The organism is Frigoribacterium sp. CFBP 13707, assembly GCF_014842245.1.
In the GTDB taxonomy this organism is placed as follows: Bacteria; Actinomycetota; Actinomycetes; order Actinomycetales; family Microbacteriaceae; genus Frigoribacterium; species Frigoribacterium endophyticum.
This window is the reverse complement of record NZ_JACYVL010000003.1, coordinates 102,202-121,102: the sequence shown is the minus strand read 5'-3', so window position 1 is coordinate 121,102 and position 18,901 is coordinate 102,202. Positions and strand designations below refer to the sequence as shown.

The window sequence follows — 18,901 nt, the reverse complement described above, 5'->3', positions numbered from 1 at the left end:
GGACGCTACTCGAAGCGGCCGGGCGGCGCCGCCCGGACGTGCATGCGCTCGCCCTGGCGGCCGAAGAGGCTGAGGAACTCGACGTCGCCGGGCCCCACCCGGCCGAACCAGTGCGGCGTTCGGGTGTCGAACTCGGCCGCCTCGCCCGCGGGCAGCACGAGGTCGTGCTCGCCGAGCACCACGCGGAGCCGGCCCTTCAGCACGTAGAGCCAGTCCCAGCCGTCGTGCGTGCGCAGCTCGGGGGTGCCCTCCGGCACCGACGCCGGGATGACGTGCTTGAACGCCTGCAGGCCGCTCCCCCCGCGCGACAGCGGCAGGATCGACCCGCCGCGCCAGGCGACGGCCCTGAGGTGCACCCGCGGGTCGCCCGTCTCCGGCGCGCCGACGAGCTCGTCGAGCGGCACCCCGTGCACCCGGGCGAGCGGCAGCAGCAGCTCGAGCGCGGGGCGGCGCTGCCCCGACTCGAGGCGCGACAGGGTGCTGACCGAGATGCCCGTCTCGGCGGAGAGCTGGTCGAGGGTCGCGTTCCGGGCGGTGCGCAGGGCGCGGAGACGCGGTCCGACCCCGGCGAGGACGGCGTCGGTGTCGTCGGCCGGGGCGGGGGCGGTCGGGCCGTGTCGGTGCGTGTCCATGCCCGCATCTTGCCACTTCGGCAAGAGAGCTTGTCGCCAGTGGAGGCGCGGGGCGACCATCGAGGCAGGAGGTCACCACCATGACGAACGACCACAGCACCCCCGCCCCGAGCGGCTCCCCCGACCCTGCCCGTGACGCCGGTGACGCCCCCGACGTCGTCCGCGACGTGCTCGTCGTCGGCGGCGGCGCCGCCGGGCTCAGCGCGGGCCTCACGCTCGCCCGCGCCCGCCGCGACGTCGTCGTCGTCGACGCGGGCGAGCCCCGGAACGCCCCCGCCGCGGGCGTGCACGGCTTCCTCACCCGCGACGGGATCGCCCCCGCCGAGCTGACGCGCCTCGGCCGCGCCGAGGTCGAGTCCCACGGCGGCGAGGTCCGTGCCGGGACGGTCACGGCCCTCGACCGCGTCGAGCCGGCCCCGGGAGTCGCGGCCCGCTTCCGGGCGTCCGTCACGCACGCGGGCGGCCGGGTCGAGACCGTCCTCGCCCGGCGGGTCGTCGTCACGACCGGCGTCAGCGACCAGCTGCCTCCCGTGGCCGGCCTCGCCGAGCGGTGGGGCCGGGACGCCGTGCACTGCCCGTACTGCCACGGCTGGGAGGTGCGCGACCGGCTGATCGGCGTGCTCGGCGGCGGGCCGCTGTCGGTGCACCAGGCCCTGCTCTTCCGGCAGTGGAGCGACCGCGTGGTGCTGTTCCTCAACGACGCGGTGGAGCCCACGGAGGAGGAGTGGGAGCAGCTCGCCGCGCGGGGCATCGGTGTCGTGACGGGAGCCGTCACCCGGGTGCTCGTCACCGACGACCGGATGAGCGGGGTCGAGCTCGCGTCGGGGCGCACCCGCCCGGTGGAGGCCCTGGCGCTCGGGGCTGCCCTGCACGTGAACTCGGACCTGCTGACCGGGCTGGGCGTCGAGCAGGAGCCCCACCCGCTGGGCGTCGGGCTCGTCGTGCCGTCCGACCCGGCCACCGGCGCCACGAGCGTCCCGGGCCTCTGGCTGGCGGGCAACGTCGCCGACCCGATGATGCAGGTGGTCGCGGCGGCGGCGTCCGGCGTGAGGGCGGCCGCCCTCGCGAACGCCGACCTCGTGGCGGAGGACACCGCCCTCGCCGTCGTAGCCCGGCGGGCTCCGTTCAGCGCCGCGGCCGAGTCGGCGGGCACCGCCCGGCTGCTCGGCGAGCGGCGGCACGGGGTCGCGCCCCGGTCCGGCGACGCCGACGGGGGCGCGCCGAGCCGCCCCGAGCAGGAGGTCTTCGACCGCGCGTACTGGGAGGAGCGCTACGGCTCGGAGGGCTTCACCTGGAGCGGCGAGCCCAACGCCCAGCTCGTCGCCGAGACGGTCGACCTGACGCCCGGGCGGGCGCTCGACGTCGGCAGCGGCGAGGGCGGCGACGCGATCTGGCTGGCCCGGCGGGGCTGGACGGTGACCGGCACCGACATCGCGGAGGCGGCGCTCGCCAAGGCCGCCCGTCGCGCCGAGGCCACCGACCCGGCCGCCGCCGCCCGGATCACCTGGGAGCAGCACGACGTCACGGCCTGGGCACCCGAGCCGGGCGCCTTCGACCTCGTCTCGGCCCAGTTCATGCACCTCGCCGACCCGGAGCGGGCCGTGCTCTTCCGGGCGCTCGCGGCGGCGGTGGCTCCCGGCGGGACGCTGCTCGTGGTCGGGCACGACCTCACCGACGACCCGGAGCGGATGGCGCACCGGCGTGACCTCATGTTCACGGTCGACGACGTCCTCGCCGCGATCGAGGGCGAGGGGCTCGAGGTCGAGGTGGCCGGGGCGCGCGAGCGAGCCGCCACCTCGGCGCACCACGGGGGCGGCCCGATGCGCGACGTGGTCGTCCGCGCGCACCGCGCCTCCTGAGCCCGGCCACCGAGTGGTCGCGATCTGCTGCTCCCGGCGGGGGGACGAGCCGTTCGTGACCACTCGGCGTGCACGGTCCCGACCGACCGACCTCGCGTCGCCCGGGCTGCCGGGCTGCCGGGCTGCCGGGCTAGCCCAGCGCGCTGAGGCGGAGGCGCAGCGCGTGCGCGCCGGGGCGCAGCACGTGGGGCGCCGACACGTCGGGCCCGCAGGCCCGGGAGCCGAGCCCGTGCTGCGCGGCGTCGAGCCACAGGTGAGTGGCCGTCGGCGCCGGCAGCTCGTGCGGGTGCGCGGCCGCGTCGACCTGCTGCGCGGTGTGGCGGCGCAGGGTGAAGCCGGGGCGACGACCCGCCGTGTCGGGCAGGGCCTCGACGCGCAGCCACGCGCCTTCCTCGGCGGTGGCGAGGTCGAGCTGGCGGAGGTCGCTGCGGTGTCCGCTCTCCTGCGGGCGGGCGTAGTCCACGACGAGGTCGTCGACCGCCGACTCGAAGCGGCCGACGACGGCGGCGTGCCGCGAGTCGGGGTACGACTCGGCCGGGCCGGTGCCGAACCACGACGCCCGCTCGACGTCGACGGGCAGGTCGAGCCGCACGCCGACGCGGGGCCAGGTGACGTCCCAGCCCGCGGTCGGCACGAGGTCGAGGGCGAGCCAGACGTCGTCGCCGTCGAGCGTCCAGCGCTCGTCGACGGTGACGGCCTGACCGGCGTCGGCCGCCGCCCAGCGCGTGCGGACCTGCACCGAGGTCGCCGTCGTCGAGACGGCGAGCACGCGGCCCGTGAGGCGGTCGAGGCCGGCGCGGCGCCAGACCGTCTCGGCGCTCGGCTCGAGGCTCTCGAGGTAGCGGTCGCTGCGGTGCCGGTCGCGCATGACGTCGGCGTCGCGGTCACGAGGTGCCCACCAGTGGCCGCGGTCGTTGTCGGTGGGGGCGCGCCACAGCTCGAGGCGGGGCCCGTCGACCGGCCGGCCGGCCAGGGCGACCAGACGGCCGTCGACGAAGCTCGCGGGGCCGAGGTCGAGCCGACCGGAGGCGATGCCCGCCGCGGTGTCGAGGGCCGTCGCCACCGTGGGCCGCGGCGCGGCCGACGCGACCGGTGCGGAGCCCGGCAGCGTGAGGTCGAGCTGCGCGGTCGAGACGACGTGGCCGGCCGGGGACCAGGTCGCGTCGGCGACGGTGACGACCTCGATCGTCAGCCAGGTCTCGCCGAGGGCCGCGACCGGCACCTCCGGCAGGGCGAGGCGCACGACCTCGCCCGCGGCGACGGCCCCGCCGCCGAGGCCGACGACGTCGAGCACGCCCGCGGCCGCCTCCACGCCGTCGTGGGCGACCGACCAGCGGAAGGCCACGTCGGAGGCGTCGGCCGAGTGCCGCCGGTTCGACACGACCACGACGGCCCCGCCGCCCTCGACGGCCTCGAACCGCACCCGCAGGGGCGCGACGACCTGGGCCCACTCGGCGAGCCCGGGCGAGGCCGTGTCGTCGCTGAGCACCATGCCGTCCATCACGAAGTTGCCGTCGTGCACCACCTCGCCGAAGTCGCCGCCGTAGCCGAAGAACTCGGTGCCGTCGGCGGCCCGCGTGCGGATGCCGTGGTCGCGCCACTCCCAGACGAAGCCGCCGTGCAGGCGGGGGAACTCGTCGACGAGGTCCTCGTACTCGTCGATCGCGCCGGGGCCGTTGCCCATCGCGTGGACGTACTCGCAGAGGAGGAACGGCTTCGAGCGCTGGCGGGCCGCCTCCGCCGCCGTGGTGCCGAGCAGGGGCACGCTCTCGTCGCCGGCGCCGATCGCGCGCGTCTCGTCGACGAACGAGTACATGCGCGAGTAGACGTCGGTGTAGGCGCCCGTGTAGTCGCCCTCGTAGTGCACCGGGCGGCCGGCGTCGCGGGCGTGCGTCCACGCAGCCATCGCGGCGAGGTTCTGCCCCGTGCCCGCCTCGTTGCCGAGCGACCACATCACGATCGACGGGTGGTTCTTGTCGCGCTCGACCGTGCGCACCATCCGGTCGACCAGGGCGTCGTGCCAGGCCGGGTCGTCACTGGGGTTGCCGACCCAGGCGCCGCGCTCGAAGCCGTGCGTCTCGAGGTCGTTCTCGAGCACGACCCAGAAGCCGTACTCGTCGGCCAGGTCGAGGAGGCGCGGGTGCGGCGGGTAGTGCGACGTGCGGATCGCGTTCACGTTGTGCCGCTTCATCTGCTCGAGGTCGCGGCGCGACCACTCCTCGTCGAACACGCGGCCGCGGTCGGGGTGCGTCTCGTGCCGGTTCACGCCGTGGAACACGACGCGGCGGCCGTTGACGGTGAAGAGGTCGCCGTCGACGCGGACGGTGCGGAAGCCGAGGCGGAGCGAGATCGTCTCCGCTCCCCCGGCGCTCGTCACCGTGGCGTCGTACAGGCGGGGCGTCTCGGCGCTCCACGGCGCGACGCCCTCCGCGATCTCGACCGGGGCGACGTCGGCGGGCGACGACCAGGTCACCTCGACGCTCAGCTCGGGCACCGAGAGCACCACCGGCCAGGCCGCGGGGCCGGCCGTGACCTCGGCGACGATCGACGCGCCTCCCGCGGGCTCGCCGGCGGCGCCGTGCCACGGCGTCTGCAGCCAGACGTCGTCGAGGCCGCCGACCGGCCGCGCCTGCAGCGTGACGCTGCGGAAGATGCCGGGCAGCCACCACTGGTCCTGGTCCTCGACGTAGCTCGACGCCGACCACTGGTGCACGCGCACCGCGACGACGTTCTCGCCGGGGCGGACGACGTCGGTGACGTCGAACTCCTGCGCGAGGCGGCTGCCGAGGCCCATGCCGACCTCGACGCCGTTGACCCAGGCCACGTAGCGCGACTCGACGCCCTCGAAGCGCAGCAGCACGCGCTCGGCGCCGTCGAAGCTCGCGGGCAGCGTGAAGCGGCGGCGGTGGTCGCCCGTGGGGTTCGCGTCGGGCACGGCGGGCGGCTCGGTCGGGAAGGGGAACTGCACGTTGGTGTAGATCGGCAGGCCGCGCTCGCCGTCGCCGGTCAGCACCCAGTGCGACGGCACCGCGATGGTCTCCCAGCCGGAGTCGTCGTGGTCGACCGCGGCGAAGTCCGTCGGGCCCTCGCCCTCGGGCAGGACGCCCCGGCCGCCGGGCGTGCCGGGCGCGCCGGCCAGCAGGCGGAAAGCCCACTCGCCGTCGAGCGAGAGGGTCGGGGCGTCGGTGTGCAGCGCGGAGCGGGCGGGGCTGCGGAGGCCCGTGCCGGGGCCCGTGTCGGTGAGGTACGAGGCGGTGGTCGTCACGGGACGAGTCCTTCCGGGGCCGCCGCGGGAGGGCGTCGACCGTGCTGAGGGGGCGGGCGGGGCGGCCGTCGACGACGACCGGGGCGCAGGCGCGGGCCCCCGGCGACGTGGGCGGGACGCGACGACGCTAACACAGTGTCGAGTGGTCGCTCGAAATTCGCGGGGCACGTCGCCGGGCGTCGTAGGCTGCCCCCCATGACCGCCTCGCCCGCCGACCCCGCCGCCGCGCCGGGCAGCGCCGACGCCGCGGGCACCGCCGCCGCGGCCGACGCCCCGCGGGCTCGCCGGGGCCCGTACGCCAAGTCGGCGGAGCGCCGGGCCGCGATCGTCGCGGCCGCGTTCGAGGTCTTCGCTGCCCACGGCTACGCGGGGGGCTCGCTGCAGAAGGTCGCCGACGTCGTCGGCATGAGCCAGACGAGCCTGCTGCACTACTTCCCCACCAAGAGCCACCTGCTGCTCGCCGTCCTCGCGCGCCGCGACGAGGTCTCGGCGGGGCCGATGCCGGCGACGCCCGCCGAGGGCTCGATGGTCGAGGCCGTCGTGCGGCAGGCCCGCGCGAACGAGTCCGTGCCCGGGGTCGTCGAGCTCTACGCGGTGCTCTCGGGCGAGGCCGTCACGGCGGGCAACCCGGGCCGCGACTACGTCTCCGCCCGCCTCGCCGGGCTCCGTCGCGAGTTCGGCGACGCCTTCCGCGGGCTCCAGGCGGCCGGGCTCCTGCGGCCCGGCGTCGACCCCGACCGGGCCGCGACCGCCCTCGTCGCCCTCTGGGACGGCCTGCAGCTGCAGTGGCTGCTCGCGCCCGACGAGGTCGACGTGCCGGGGCAGCTGCGCGACCACCTCGAGCTCGTCGTCGTGCCGGAGGCGCCCGCCGCCTCCTGAGGCCGGCGTCGGCCGGCCCGGGGCCGGCAGGGTCGGTGGTGCGTGGCACCATGGCCCGATGACCGACACCGCCGCCCCCGCCGTGACCGACGTCGACGCCGAGGCCCTCGAGCTGCTGCGACGCCTGACCGGGCGTGACGACGCCGTCTTCCACGACGGCCAGCTCGAGGCGATCCGCGCCCTCGTCGCCGACCGCCGACGCGCGCTCGTCGTGCAGCGCACCGGCTGGGGCAAGTCCGCGGTCTACTTCATCGCCACCCTCCTGCTGCGGCGTCGCGGCACGGGGCCCGCCCTGCTCGTCTCGCCGCTGCTCGCGCTGATGCGCGACCAGGTGGCCGCGGCCGCCCGGGCCGGCGTCCGCGCGGTGGCCCTCAACTCGGCGAACGCCCACGAGTGGGCCGACGTGCAGCAGGCGCTGCTCGCCGACGAGGTCGACGTGCTGCTCGTGTCGCCCGAGCGCCTCAACAACCCGAGGTTCCGCGACGAGCAGCTGCCGCTGCTGGTCGACCGGCTCGGCATGCTCGTCGTCGACGAGGCGCACTGCATCAGCGACTGGGGGCACGACTTCCGCCCCGACTACCGGCGCCTGGCCGAGCTCATCCGCACGCTGCCGGCCGGCGTGCCCGTCCTCGCCACGACGGCCACCGCGAACGAGCGCGTCGTGGCCGACGTCGAGGAGCAGCTGACCGAGGGGCCGGAGACCTCGGTGCTGACGATCCGCGGCTCGCTGGCCCGCGCCTCCCTGCGGCTGGGGGTGCTCGACCTGCCCACCTCGCGCGACCGGCTCGGCTGGCTGCTCGCCCACCTCGGCGACCTCGCGGGCAGCGGCATCATCTACACGCTGACCATCTCGGCGGCCGACGACACCGCCCGGCTGCTGCGCGAGGCCGGCCACGACGTCCGCTCGTACACCGGCCGCACCGACCCGGAAGAGCGCGAGCAGCTCGAGCAGCGCCTCAAGACCAACGACCTCAAGGCGCTGGTCGCGACGAGCGCGCTCGGCATGGGCTTCGACAAGCCCGACCTCGGCTTCGTGGTGCACCTCGGCGCGCCGTCGTCGCCGGTCGCCTACTACCAGCAGATCGGCCGCGCCGGGCGCGCGACCGACAACGCCGACGTGCTGCTGCTGCCCGGGCGCGAGGACCGCGAGATCTGGCAGTACTTCGCGACGGCGTCGATGCCCTCCGAGGCGCGCGCGAGCGCCGTGCTCGCCGAGCTCGGCGAGACGCCGCTCTCGACGCCGGCGCTGGAGGCGCGGGTCGACATCAAGCGCACCCCGCTCGAGCTGCTGCTCAAGGTGCTCGACGTCGACGGCGCCGTGCACCGCGTGCAGGGCGGCTGGGTCTCGACCGGGCGGCCGTGGGTCTACGACCGCGAGCGGTACGACCGCATCGCGACCGCCCGGCTCGCCGAGCAGGAGTCGATGATCCGCTACGAGGAGGGCGCCACCTGCCGCATGCAGATGCTGCAGCTCGACCTCGACGACCCCGCCGCGGTGCCGTGCGGCCGGTGCGACGTCTGTGCGGGCCCCTGGTACCCGAGCGACGTGACGAGCGACGCGGCCGCGTCGGCCGCCAGCTCGCTCGACCGCGTGGGCGTCGAGGTCGAGCCGCGGGCGCAGTGGCCCACCGGCGCCGACCGGGCCGGCGTGCCCGCCAAGGGCAAGATCGCGCCCGACGAGCGCGTCGAGCAGGGGCGGGCCCTCGCGCGCCTCACCGACCTCGGCTGGGGCACGACGCTCCGGGAGGTGTTCGCGCCGTCGACGCCCGACCAGCCCGTCACGCGGGCGCTCGTCGACGGCTGCGTCCGGGTGCTGGCCGACTGGGGCTGGGCCGAGCGGCCCGTCGGCATCGTCGTGATGCCGTCGCAGGGGCACCCGCAGCTCGTGGCCTCGCTGGGCGAGGCCCTCGGCCACGTCGGGCGGCTGCCCGTGCTCGGACAGCTGACGCCGACCCGCCAGCGCTCGTCCGACGCCCCGCGCGGCGGCGGCAACAGCGTCTACCGCCTCGCCGACGTGTGGGGGTCGGTGGAGGTCGGCCCCGAGCTCGTCGCGGCCCTGGCGGCCACGCCCGGGCCCGTGCTGCTCGTCGACGACCTCGTCGACAGCCGGTGGACGGTCACCGTCGCGGGGCGCGAGCTCCGTCGGGCGGGCGCCTCCGCGGTGCTCCCGTTCGCGCTCGGGGTCGTCGCGTAGCGCGCGGGCCGGGCGGCGGGCCCGACGGGCCCGACGAGCGCCGGGCCCGACAAGCGCCGCGCCCCGCCCCGGCTCGGTGAGCGGTGGTCTCAGCGCACCGTGACCTGGTGCTCGTCCCAGCCCTCGGCGCCGTTCGGGGCGGGGGCCATCCGGGCCTCCCGCTGCACCTCGCCGTCGGCGCCGGTCGCCCGGACCCTCACGGTGTGCCGCCCGCTCGTCGCCTCCCAGCGGTGCACCCACTGCACCCAGGTGTCCGCCGAGACGGAGTCCGCGAGCTGTGCGTCGACCCACGGCTCGTCGTCGATCTGCACCTCGACGCGCGCGACGCCCGTGTGCGGGTGCCACGCCACGCCCGCGATCGGCACGGTGCCCGCGTCGACCGACGTGCCCGACGCCGGCACGTCCACCCGCGACTCCAGCTTGACCGGGCCGAGGGCGTCCCAGCCGCGGGGCGTCCAGTACCCCTCGGCGTCGGCGAAGCGGGTGACCTCGAGGTCGACGACCCACTTCGTCGCCGAGACGTAGCCGAAGAGGCCCGGCACGACCATGCGCACGGGGAAGCCGTGCTCCTGCGGCAGGGGCTGCCCGTTCATGCCCACGGCGAGCAGGGCGTCGGTGCCCTCGTCGGTGAGCACGTCGAGCGGGGTGCCCGCGGTGAAGCCGTCCTCGCTGGTCGAGAGCACCATGTCGGCGCCCGCTGTCGGCACCGCCCGGGCGAGCAGGGTGCGGATCGGGTGGCCGAGCCAGAGGGCGGTGCCGATCAGGTCGCCGCCGACCTCGTTCGACACGCAGCTGAGGGTGGCGAGGTGCTCCTCGAGGGGCAGGGCGAGCAGCTCGTCGAACGAGACGACGATCTCGTTCTCGACGAGGCCGTGGATGCGCAGGCTCCACTCGGCGGGGTCGATCGAGGGCACGCGGAGAGCCGTGTCGATGCGGTAGAAGTCTTCGTTCGAGGTCACGTAGGGCGTGATGCCGGGCACGTCGAGGGAGGCGCCGGCCGGCACGGGCTCGGCGGTGACGGCCGCCTCCGGGAGGGCGATGCCGTCGCGCAGGGCCGCGACGTCGGCGCGGCCCGCGTTGATCACGCGGGCGCCGGCGCCCACGACGACCGCGACGGCGCTCGTGAGCCCGATCGCGGTGAGGAAGCTGCGGCGCTCGACCGGGGCTCCGCCGAGCGGCGGCGTGGGCTCGGTCGCGGCGGCCCAGCCGGGGGTGGTCGAGAGGCGCCAGCGCCACAGCCGTCGGAGCAGGCCGGGCAGCACCACGACCGCCACCACCGTGCCGATCACGGCCGGGGCCGCGTCGAGGCTGCCGCTGCCGGCCCGGGTGAGCACCGCGGCGACCGCGAGGGCCCCGCCGACCCCGAAGACGACACGGCCGAGCGGCGGTCGGCGCTGCTCGGCGACGCCGGCCAGGCCCGTGACGACGACGAGCACCACGGCCATCAGCACGCCGAGGGCGACCTTGTCGCCGGTGCCGAACAGGCCCACCATCGTGTCCTTGGCGGCGGCCGGCGCGAGGTCGATCACGGCGGAGCCGACGGCGAGCAGCGGGCTGCCCCCGGGCCCGGTGACGACGGCGCCCGCCTCGGCGGCGCCGGCCCAGGCCACGAACGAGACGACGCCGGCGAGGGCGGCCCACCCCGAGGAGGCGCGGGGCGGCATCCCCGCGGAGGCGGGCTCGACGGGGGTCTCCAGGCGCACGGACATGCCCCGAGGCTAGGCCCGGGGACGGGGAGCCAGCTGACGGCGGCGCGAGCCGTCGGCGGTCGCGACGCCCTGGTGCTCAGTCCTCGTCGACGAGGCTCTCGGTCAGCTCGACGATGAAGGCGGCCGACGACTCCGACCCGGCGGCCGGCTCGACGTCGTCCGGCGCGTCGACGACGAGCAGCGGGATGCCCGGGCCGAGCAGCAGCTGCGCCATGTGGGCCACGCCGTCGAGGCGGCAGGCGACCGGCACGCGGAAGGTGCGGTCGTCGTCGCTGAACTCCATCGCCGCGGCCAGCAGCACCTCGGCCAGCTCGTCGGTCACGATCAGCTCCTGGCCCGCGTAGTACAGAGTCTTCATGCGCCCACCCTACGGGCGGTGGCCCTTGCGCTGGAGCGCACTCCAGCTCGTACGGTCGCCCCATGAGGACCACGACCGCCCACGCCCTGCTCGCCCCCGGCGCCCCGCTCCGGCAGATCACGCTCGACCGCCGCGACCTCCGCCCCGACGACCTCGCCGTGCGGATCGACTTCTGCGGCGTCTGCCACAGCGACCTGCACGCCCTCGAGCAGGCCCGGACCGGCCAGCTGCCGCTCGTGCCGGGCCACGAGTTCGTCGGCGAGGTCGTCGCCGTGGGCCCCGCCGTCACCGGGTTCTCCGTCGGCGACCCGGTCGCCGTCGGCAACATCGTCGACTCCTGCGGCACGTGCGAGAACTGCCTCGCCGACGAGCAGTCGCTCTGCGTGGAGTTCCCGACCCTCACCTACGGCGGGCGCGACCGCCACGACGGCAGCCGCACCCAGGGCGCCTGGTCGGGCGAGTACGTCGTCCGCGAGTCGTTCGCCTACCACCTGCCCGCGGGCCTCGACCCGGCGGCCGTCGCCCCGCTGATGTGCGCGGGCGTGACGACCTGGGCCCCGCTCGCCCGGGCGGGCGTGGGGCCCGGCGACCGGGTCGGCGTCGTCGGGCTGGGCGGCCTGGGCCACCTCGCGGTCAAGTTCGCCGTCGCCCGGGGCGCCGAGGTCTCCGTCTTCACGACGTCGCCGCGCAAGCGGTCCGACGCCCTCGCGCTCGGCGCCGTCGAGGTCGTCGTGTCGACCGACCCCGAGGCCATGGCGGCCGCCGCCCGGCGCTTCGACCTCGTCGTCGACACCGCCTCGGGCGACCACGACCCGTCGCCGTACCTCGAGACGCTGCGCCGCGGCGGCACCCTCTGCATGCTCGGCATCCCGCCGCGCTACAGCGTCTCGGCGATGAGCCTGCTGCCCCACCGGTCGTTGACCGCCTCGGGCAGCGCCGGCCGGGCCGACACCCAGGCGATGCTCGACTTCGCGGCCGAGCACGGCGTCGTCGCCGACGTCGAGGTGCTGCCGGCCGCCCGGCTCGCCGAGGCCCTCGACCGCCTCGCCCACAACGACGTCCGCTACCGGTTCGTCCTCGACCTGCGACCGGAGGCGGACCCGCAGGCGGCCGCGGCGGCCTCGCCCGCCTCCGCCGCCGACGCCGGGGGCGCACGGGCCTCGGGCCGCTGGGAGGACGGACGTACCCTGTGACGATGACGCTCGCGACGCCTCCCCCGCTCCGTCCCCTCGACGGCGAGGCGGGTCGCGCCCACGACGCGGCCGACCTCGACGACGTCCTCGAGGAGGCGCGGGTCGCCCCCGTCGGCATCGGTCGCGTCGCCGAGGCGACCGGCCTCAGCGTCGACGCCCTGCGCTGGTACGAGCGGGAGGGGCTGCTCCCCCTCGTCGGGCGGGGCGGCGACGGCCGACGCCGGTACGGCCCGGCCGCGGTGCGCTTCGTGCGGCTCGTCCAGGCGCTCCGGCGGACGGGCATGCCCGTGGCGGACGTGCGCGCCTTCGTGCAGGCGGGCCGGGGCGAGCTCGCGACGCACCCCGTGCGGCTGGCCCTGCTCGAGGCCCAGGTGACCGCGATCGAGCAGCAGATGGCGCAGCTCCGGGCCGACCTCGGCGTGCTCACCGCGAAGTGCGACGACTACCGCGGCCTCATCGCGCGCGGGCTCGACTGCGAGGACGAGGTCGGGGACTGAGCGCGAGATCATGCGCGGGCACGAGCGTGAGCGCGAGCGGAGTCGGCGACCGCCGCGGCCCGGCAGCGCGCGGCCCCGACGCCGTGCCGTAGCCTCGGCCCATGGCTGACGAACGTGCACCGCAGATCGTGACCGGCGACCCCGACGTGACCCGCGCCTCCCTCGAGCTGAAGCTCCCGGCCGCGCTGCTGCCGGGGCTCGTGCGCCGGGCCGTGCAGTCGACGCCCGGCTTCAGCGTCACCTCGGCCGACGAGGAGGGCGCCGAGCTGCTGCGCCGCAGCGCGACGGCGAGCGACCGCGACGTCGTGCGCCTGGTGTTCACGCCGACCGACCAGGGCATCCGCGTGACCGGCGAGGTGCACTCCCCCGCCGGCACGATCGGCGCGAGCGTCAAGAAGCGCGACGCCGACACGACGGCGCTCTTCCAGGCGATCGCCTCGGCGGCCGGGCCCTTCTAGGCCGGGCGACGCCTCGCCGGAGGTGCCGCCGCACGGGGCCGGGGTCGGCAGGGCCTGCTCGGCACCGCGGGTCGACCCCCGACGCGTCCGCAGGAAGGCCGACCAGCCTTCGGCGGGTGCGTGTCCTCCCCGGCCGGCCAGCGCCGGCCCGCCCCGGAGGACGAGGACCCGCCGCTACGAAACAGCCTCGTCGTCGTCGTAGCGGTCGATGCTGATCGTCGGGATCGACGCCGTGATGACCGAGCCGTCGGCGCGCATCAGGCCGCGCAGGTCGCTGGTCGTCGGCACCTTCGTCGTGATGCGGGGCCCCTGGTCGTCGAGCGCCACGCGCACGGGCAGCTCGCCGACCTCCACCCGCTCGCCGCGGACGCCGACGCTCACGCCGGTGCCCTCCTCGACCGTGAAGACGATCTCGTGCTGCGCGAGGTCGACGCGCACCCGCGACCCGTGGATGGTGAGCTTGAAGCTCAGCTCGTCCCAGTCGGCGGGCAGTCGCGGGTCGAAGGTGATGTCGCCGAGGTAGTCGCGCATGCCGCCGTAGCCGCTGACCAGCGCGCTCCAGATGCCGCCCGTCGAGGCGACGTGCACGCCGTCGGCCGTGTTGCGGTGCAGGTCGGCGAGGTCGACGTACAGCGACGACAGGAAGTACTGCTGCGACAGCTGGTGGTGGCCCACCTCGGCCGCGATGATCGACTGCACGACGCCCGAGAGGGTCGAGTCGCCGGTCGTCAGCGCGTCGTAGTACTCGAAGTCGCGGAGCTTCTGCTCGGCGGTGAACTCGTCGCCCTGGAGGAAGAGCGCGAGCACGACGTCGGCCTGCTTCAGCACCTGGAAGCGGTAGATCACGAGCGGGTGGTAGTGCAGCAGCAGCGGGCGCTTGCTGGCCGGCGTCGACTCGAGGTCCCACAGCTCCTTGTCGAGGAACTGCGCGTCCTGCGGGTGGATGCCGCGGTGCTCGTCGTAGGGGATCTCCATCGCCTCGGCGGCCACCTGCCAGCCCGTGACCTCGTGGTCCTCGAGGTCGAGGCGGGTGACCATCCTCGAGTAGGCGGCGGGCGACTCCTCGGCCAGGCGGGTGACGTAGCGGACGGCGGCCCGGAGGTTCGCGCGCGCCATGACGTTCGTGTAGAGGTTGTCGTCGACGACCGTCGTGTACTCGTCGGGGCCGGTGACCCCGTCGATGTGGAACCGCTGGTCGCCGTTCGAGCGCCAGAAGCCCAGGTCGGCCCAGAGCCGGGCGGTCTCGACGAGGATGTCGACGGCGCCGCGCTCGATGAAGTCGAGGTCGCCGCTCGCCTGCACGTACTGGCTGAGGGCGTGGCTGATGTCGGCGTCGATGTGGTACTGCGCGGTGCCGGCGGCGTAGTACGCCGACGACTCGAGGCCGTTGATGGTGCGCCACGGGAAGAGAGCACCGCGCTGGTTCAGCTCGACCGCCCGGTCACGGGCCGCGTCGAGCATGCCGAGGCGGAAGCGCAGGGCGTTCCGGGCGACGTTCGGCGCCGTGTAGGTGAGGAAGGGCAGGACGTAGATCTCGGTGTCCCAGAAGTAGTGCCCGCCGTAGCCCGAGCCGGTCACGCCCTTGGCGGCGACGCCCTGGCCGTCGGTGCGCGCCGTGGCCTGCGCGAGCTGGAAGAGGTTCCAGCGCACGGCCTGCTGCACCTCGGGTTGGCCGCCGACGACGACGTCGGTGCGGGCCCAGTAGTCGTCGAGCCACGCGCGCTGCTTGTCGAACATCGCCGACGGCGGCTCCTCGGCGACGCGGTCGAGGGTGCGGTCGCAGCGGTCGGCGAGCTCGCGCGGGGGCACGCCGCGGCTGGTGTGGTAGGTGATCGTCTTGACGATGCGCGTCGAGACGCCGGCCTTGGCCCGCACCCGGTACACGTGCTTGGCGAGGTCGTCGTCGATCGACGACGACTCGTCCCACTCGTTCTCGGTGTCCATGACGTGGTCGGCGCCGACCGCGATGGTCATGCCCGAGTTCGACGTGCGGTAGCCGAGCACCGCACGCGTGCCGCCGTTGCGCTTCAGCACCGGCTGGAGCACGCGCGAGTCGAAGGCCTCGGCACGGCGCGGGTCGAAGGCGCCGGCCGCGGCGCGCATGCCCGCGTGGTACTCGTCGCCCATGTCCTGTCGGTTGAGGATCTGGCTCGAGATGAGCAGCGACGCGTCGGCGTCGAGCACCGTCACCTCGTACTCGATGATCGCGAGGTGGCGGTCCTCGAAGCTGACCAGGCGACGGCTCGTGACGAGCACGCGCTTGCCCGAGGGGGTGCGCCACTCGACGTCGCGGGTGAGCACGCCGTCGCGGAAGTCGAGGCGACGCGTGTGGTCGAGGATGTCAGCCTCGAAGAGCACGAACGGCTCGTCGTCGACGTAGAGGCGGATCACCTTGGCGTCGGGCACGTTGACGATGGTCTGGCCGACGCGGGCGAAGCCGAAGGCCTCCTCCGCGTGGCGGATCGGCCACGTCTCGTGGAAGCCGTTGACGTAGGTGCCGAACGAGTGGCCGCCGCGCCCCTCGTCGGGGTTGCCGCGGAGGCCCAGGTAGCCGTTGCCCACGGCGAAGATCGTCTCGGTGACGCCCTCGTCGCCCTGCACGTACTCGTCCTCGACGAGCGCCCACTCGTCGACCGGGAAGCGGTGCCGGTCGAGCGGGTCGGTGGTGATGGTGTTCACGAGGGGTCCTCTGCGTCGCTGCTGGTCGTGTCGCTGCTGGTCGTGTCGCCGGCGATGCCGGAGCCGGCGGAGTCGCGGGTCGCGCCGAGCGCGTCGACCACGTCGCCGAGGTCGTCGACGACCACGTCGGCGCCCGAGGCGAGCAGGGCGGCGTGGCCGGCCCCGCGGTCGACGCCCAGGACGAGGCCGAACGACCCGCGCCTCCCGGCCTCGACGCCGGAGGTGGCGTCCTCGACGACGACGCAGTCCTCCGCGGTGAGGCCGAGGCGGCGGGCGCCCTCGAGGTAGGTGTCGGGGGCGGGCTTGCCGGCGATGCCCTCGGCCGCGGCGACGGCGCCGTCGACGACGACCTCGAAGCGGTCGCGGAGGCCGGCGGCCTCGAGCACGGGCACGGCGTTGCGCGAGCTCGAGACGACGGCGACGTGCACGCCGAGCGCGATGGCCCGGTCGAGGAAGGCGACGCTGCCCGGGTAGGGCTCGACGCCGTTCTCGGCGAGCTCGGCGGCGAAGACCGCGTTCTTGCGGTTGCCGAGTCCGCGCACGGTCTCGGTGTCGGGGCTGTCGTCGTCGTGGCCCTCGGGCAGGGTGACGCCGCGGGCGGCGAGCATGGCGCGGACGCCGTCGAAGCGCGGTCGCCCGTCGACGTGCTCGAAGTAGTCGGCGTCGGTGTACGGGCCGAGGTCGTGGGCGGCGAACCACTCGGAGAAGAGGCGCGACCAGGCCCGCATGTGCACCTCGGCGGTCGGCGTGAGGACGCCGTCGAGGTCGAACAGGAGGGCGCGGAGCTCGCCCAGGCGCGAGGAGTCGCGGGGCAGGAGGGAGGACATGGCGCGGTTCCTTCGGTGGATCGATGTCGGTCGGGGCAGATGCGCGGGAACGACGTCGGTCCGCGGCAGCTCTCGGTGCACCGGCAGGGATCAGGCCGGGGTCGACGAGCACGGGGTCGGACTCGTCGCGACAAGTGTGGCACTCCGCGAGGGGCGCGCGCGCCCACCCGGCCGAGGGTCGTCCGCCCTCGGGACGACGACAGGGCACGACCGCGCCGGCGGTCGTGCCCTGTCTGGCGCTGGCGTCGCCCTGCGACTGAGCTTCACGGGCAGGGGTGCAGTGCGACACCGGCCAGTGGGAGCGCTGAACGCTTCCAGCCCGTGGAACGGTACGCCCTCACCCGCGGTGTCACCCAGGTCGCGGTCAGCGGGGTACGCGGCGCACCCCGGACCGCCCTGAGCTGTCCCCCGTCGCGCCCTCGGGGCGTCACTCGGGCTGCGTCCTCAGCGGAGGGCGCGGACCACCTTCGCGACGCCCCGCACCGCGACCACCCCGGTGACGACCCACGGCCCGGCGACGATCAGCGGGTCGAGCCAGCGGTGGCGGCGGTCGACGCGGGTGCGGTCCCGCGACGTGGCCCGCGCCTCCTTCCGGGCCTCGGCCGTGACGCCGGTCTCGCGCAGCAGGTCGTCGGGGCGGCCGCTGACCAGCGACCGCAGGTGGGCGCCGGTCGAGTCGACCCGGTCGCCGACGACGAGCAGGAGCCAGTGCGCGAGCCGGCCCTCGCTGTAGCGGTCGTACGCCACGCGGCGGATCGCGCCTGAGAGCCCGTGCAGAGGCTGCGCCGTGCCGAAGACCGGCGTGACGAAGGCGTGCTCGATCGAGCGCTCCCGCCCCTCGCCGCCCGGCTGCCGCTCGGGGAACTCCCATCGGGCTCCGGAGGCCCCGGGCGCGTACTGCAGCTTCGGGTGCGACGGGCGGTCGGCCGGGTCGAGGTCGGCACCCCAGCCGGGTACGCGGGCCCGGAGCTGCTCCTGCGTCGGGACGGCGCGGGGCTTCGAGGGGAGGTAGGCGAGGGGGACGTCGTCGTGGTCGCTCATGGGGGGCCTCCGGGTGCGGGGATGTCGGTGGGTCGTGAGGGTCGGGGGGCGGGGTCAGGCGCCGGGGACGACGAGGGTCTTGATGTTCCCGTCGAGCTTCGCGGAGAAGAGGTGGTACCCCTCGGCGATGTGCTCGAGCGGCACCCGGTGGGTGACGACGTTGCTCGGCCGGAAGTGCCCGGCGCGGATGTGCTCGAAGAGGCGCGGCCACTGGCGCTTGACCGGCGCCTGGTTCATCCGCAGCGTGAGGCCCTTGTTGAGGGCGTCGCCGAACTTGACGGCGCTCGGGAGGGGGCCGTAGGCGCCCAGGACGGAGACGGTGCCGCCCTTGCGGACGCCGTCGATGGCCCAGTTCAGGGCGACGGGAGACCCTCCCTGCAGCTTGGCCTTGGCGCTGGTCAGGTGCTGCACGAGGTCGCCGTCGGCTTCGGCGCCCACCGCGTCGATCACGATGTCGGCGCCGAGGTGGTCGGTCTGCTTCTTCAGCTCGACGACCACGTCGTCGTGCTCGGCGAAGTTGATCGTCTCCGCGTGGGCGAACGTGCGGGCCTTCTCCAGTCGGTACTCGAGGTGGTCGACGACGATCACCCGCGCGGCGCCCATGAACCACGCCGAGCGCGCCGCGAAGAGGCCCACGGGCCCGGCGCCGAGCACGACGACGGTGTCGCCCTGGCCGATCTCGCCGAGCTGCGCGCCGAAGTAGCCGGTGCTGAGCGCGTCGGTCATCAGCAGGGCGTCCTCGTCGGCGATGTCGTCGGGGATGATGCTCGGCCCCACGTCGGCGAACGGCACGCGGACGAACTCGGCCGGGCCGCCGTCTTAGCCGCCCGTGGTGTGCGAGTAGCCGTAGATGCCGCCGACGGCCGTGGCGTTCGCGTTGACGTTGTGGCAGTTGGACCACAGCCCGCGCGCGCAGAACCAGCACGAGCCGCAGTAGATGTTGAAGGGCACCATCACGCGGTCGCCCCTCTTCAGGGTCTCGACCGACGACCCGACCTCCTCGACGACCCCGATGAACTCGTGGCCGAAGGTGTGCCCGATCCGGGTGTCGGGCATGAGCCCGTGGTAGAGGTGCAGGTCGGAGCCGCAGATCGCCGCCAGCGTCACCCGGACGATCGCGTCGTTCGGGTGCTCGATGCGCGGCACGTCCTTCTCCTCCACGCGGATCTTGTACGGCCCCCGGTAGGTCATCGCTCGCACGGCTCGTCCTCCTTCGTCGTCGGGCCCGGCCCCTCGGCGCGGCGCCCCTGGTCGACGCCAGTGAACGACGGGAGTCGCGGTGAGGGCCGACCGCGCCGGGGGCCTTGCCT

The 18,901-nt window shown here is 75.3% G+C and carries 13 protein-coding genes and 1 pseudogene; 6 read left to right on the top strand and 8 right to left on the bottom strand.

Annotation, left to right across the window (positions count from 1 at the left end):
* Nucleotides 1-5: 5 nt before the first annotated feature.
* Nucleotides 6-632 (bottom strand): helix-turn-helix domain-containing protein, encoded by a 627-nt coding sequence (locus IFT45_RS07535; protein ID WP_197982292.1) that lies wholly within the window; start codon nucleotides 630-632, stop codon nucleotides 6-8.
* Nucleotides 633-712: 80 nt separating this feature from the next.
* Here IFT45_RS07535 and IFT45_RS17785 point away from each other — a divergent pair, with 80 nt between their 5' ends.
* Nucleotides 713-2,491, top strand: a complete 1,779-nt coding sequence (locus tag IFT45_RS17785; protein WP_192127535.1) for an FAD-dependent oxidoreductase — start codon at nucleotides 713-715, stop codon at nucleotides 2,489-2,491.
* 130 nt (nucleotides 2,492-2,621) lie between these two features.
* On the opposite strand, the gene IFT45_RS07525 is transcribed toward IFT45_RS17785, so the two are convergent.
* Complete coding sequence (locus IFT45_RS07525) at nucleotides 2,622-5,756, bottom strand: glycoside hydrolase family 2 TIM barrel-domain containing protein (protein ID WP_192127533.1); 3,135 nt, start codon at nucleotides 5,754-5,756, stop codon at nucleotides 2,622-2,624.
* A 195-nt stretch (nucleotides 5,757-5,951) separates the two neighbouring features.
* On the opposite strand from IFT45_RS07525, the gene IFT45_RS07520 reads away from it, so the two are divergent.
* The gene (locus IFT45_RS07520) at nucleotides 5,952-6,635 is read left to right on the top strand and encodes a TetR/AcrR family transcriptional regulator (RefSeq protein ID WP_192127531.1); all 684 of its coding nucleotides are present in this window, start codon (nucleotides 5,952-5,954) and stop codon (nucleotides 6,633-6,635) included.
* A 58-nt stretch (nucleotides 6,636-6,693) separates the two neighbouring features.
* Nucleotides 6,694-8,829 (top strand): ATP-dependent DNA helicase RecQ, encoded by a 2,136-nt coding sequence (locus tag IFT45_RS07515; protein WP_192127529.1) that lies wholly within the window; start codon nucleotides 6,694-6,696, stop codon nucleotides 8,827-8,829.
* Nucleotides 8,830-8,918: 89 nt separating this feature from the next.
* Here IFT45_RS07515 and IFT45_RS07510 read toward each other — a convergent pair whose 3' ends face one another.
* On the bottom strand, nucleotides 8,919-10,538 hold the full coding sequence (locus IFT45_RS07510) for a molybdopterin-dependent oxidoreductase (protein ID WP_192127527.1): 1,620 nt from the start codon (nucleotides 10,536-10,538) through the stop codon (nucleotides 8,919-8,921).
* Between the two features lie 76 nt (nucleotides 10,539-10,614).
* Nucleotides 10,615-10,896: a hypothetical protein gene (locus IFT45_RS07505; protein ID WP_056055219.1), complete on the bottom strand. Its 282-nt coding sequence runs from the start codon at nucleotides 10,894-10,896 to the stop codon at nucleotides 10,615-10,617.
* Between the two features lie 62 nt (nucleotides 10,897-10,958).
* Here IFT45_RS07505 and IFT45_RS07500 point away from each other — a divergent pair, with 62 nt between their 5' ends.
* The 3 genes from IFT45_RS07500 to IFT45_RS07490 all read left to right on the top strand — a co-directional run bounded on the left by IFT45_RS07500 (nucleotide 10,959) and on the right by IFT45_RS07490 (nucleotide 13,044).
* Complete coding sequence (locus IFT45_RS07500; RefSeq protein ID WP_192127525.1) at nucleotides 10,959-12,089, top strand: NAD(P)-dependent alcohol dehydrogenase; 1,131 nt, start codon at nucleotides 10,959-10,961, stop codon at nucleotides 12,087-12,089.
* A gap of 2 nt (nucleotides 12,090-12,091) precedes the next feature.
* Entirely contained in the window at nucleotides 12,092-12,586 is a 495-nt protein-coding gene (locus IFT45_RS07495) for a MerR family transcriptional regulator (RefSeq protein WP_185232831.1), read from the top strand.
* A 101-nt stretch (nucleotides 12,587-12,687) separates the two neighbouring features.
* Entirely contained in the window at nucleotides 12,688-13,044 is a 357-nt protein-coding gene (locus tag IFT45_RS07490) for a hypothetical protein (RefSeq protein WP_056055223.1), read from the top strand.
* A 174-nt stretch (nucleotides 13,045-13,218) separates the two neighbouring features.
* Here the strand turns inward: IFT45_RS07490 and IFT45_RS07485 are convergent, their stop codons facing one another.
* The 4 genes and pseudogenes from IFT45_RS07485 to IFT45_RS07470 all read right to left on the bottom strand — a co-directional run bounded on the left by IFT45_RS07485 (nucleotide 13,219) and on the right by IFT45_RS07470 (nucleotide 18,791).
* Nucleotides 13,219-15,723, bottom strand: a complete 2,505-nt coding sequence (locus IFT45_RS07485; RefSeq protein WP_192127523.1) for a glycoside hydrolase family 65 protein — start codon at nucleotides 15,721-15,723, stop codon at nucleotides 13,219-13,221.
* Complete coding sequence (locus tag IFT45_RS07480) at nucleotides 15,720-16,550, bottom strand: HAD family phosphatase (protein ID WP_192127521.1); 831 nt, start codon at nucleotides 16,548-16,550, stop codon at nucleotides 15,720-15,722. Before IFT45_RS07480 ends, IFT45_RS07485 begins: the two co-directional genes overlap by 4 nt.
* A gap of 444 nt (nucleotides 16,551-16,994) precedes the next feature.
* The gene (locus IFT45_RS07475) at nucleotides 16,995-17,591 is read right to left on the bottom strand and encodes a hypothetical protein (protein ID WP_192127519.1); all 597 of its coding nucleotides are present in this window, start codon (nucleotides 17,589-17,591) and stop codon (nucleotides 16,995-16,997) included.
* A gap of 54 nt (nucleotides 17,592-17,645) precedes the next feature.
* Nucleotides 17,646-18,791, bottom strand: a pseudogene (locus tag IFT45_RS07470) (zinc-dependent alcohol dehydrogenase).
* Between the last annotated feature and the right edge of the window lie 110 nt (nucleotides 18,792-18,901).

Bases quoted from the DNA above. Each gene is read 5' to 3' on its own strand.
- IFT45_RS07515 (WP_192127529.1), top strand. From the start codon at position 6,694: ATGACCGACACCGCCGCCCCCGCCGTGACCGACGTCGACGCCGAGGCC.
- IFT45_RS07535 (WP_197982292.1), bottom strand. From the start codon at position 632: ATGGACACGCACCGACACGGCCCGACCGCCCCCGCCCCGGCCGACGAC.
- IFT45_RS07480 (WP_192127521.1), bottom strand. From the start codon at position 16,550: ATGTCCTCCCTCCTGCCCCGCGACTCCTCGCGCCTGGGCGAGCTCCGC.
- IFT45_RS07505 (WP_056055219.1), bottom strand. From the start codon at position 10,896: ATGAAGACTCTGTACTACGCGGGCCAGGAGCTGATCGTGACCGACGAG.
- IFT45_RS07520 (WP_192127531.1), top strand. From the start codon at position 5,952: ATGACCGCCTCGCCCGCCGACCCCGCCGCCGCGCCGGGCAGCGCCGAC.
- IFT45_RS07495 (WP_185232831.1), top strand. From the start codon at position 12,092: ATGACGCTCGCGACGCCTCCCCCGCTCCGTCCCCTCGACGGCGAGGCG.
- IFT45_RS07500 (WP_192127525.1), top strand. From the start codon at position 10,959: ATGAGGACCACGACCGCCCACGCCCTGCTCGCCCCCGGCGCCCCGCTC.
- IFT45_RS17785 (WP_192127535.1), top strand. From the start codon at position 713: ATGACGAACGACCACAGCACCCCCGCCCCGAGCGGCTCCCCCGACCCT.
- IFT45_RS07490 (WP_056055223.1), top strand. From the start codon at position 12,688: ATGGCTGACGAACGTGCACCGCAGATCGTGACCGGCGACCCCGACGTG.
- IFT45_RS07475 (WP_192127519.1), bottom strand. From the start codon at position 17,591: ATGAGCGACCACGACGACGTCCCCCTCGCCTACCTCCCCTCGAAGCCC.
- IFT45_RS07510 (WP_192127527.1), bottom strand. From the start codon at position 10,538: ATGTCCGTGCGCCTGGAGACCCCCGTCGAGCCCGCCTCCGCGGGGATG.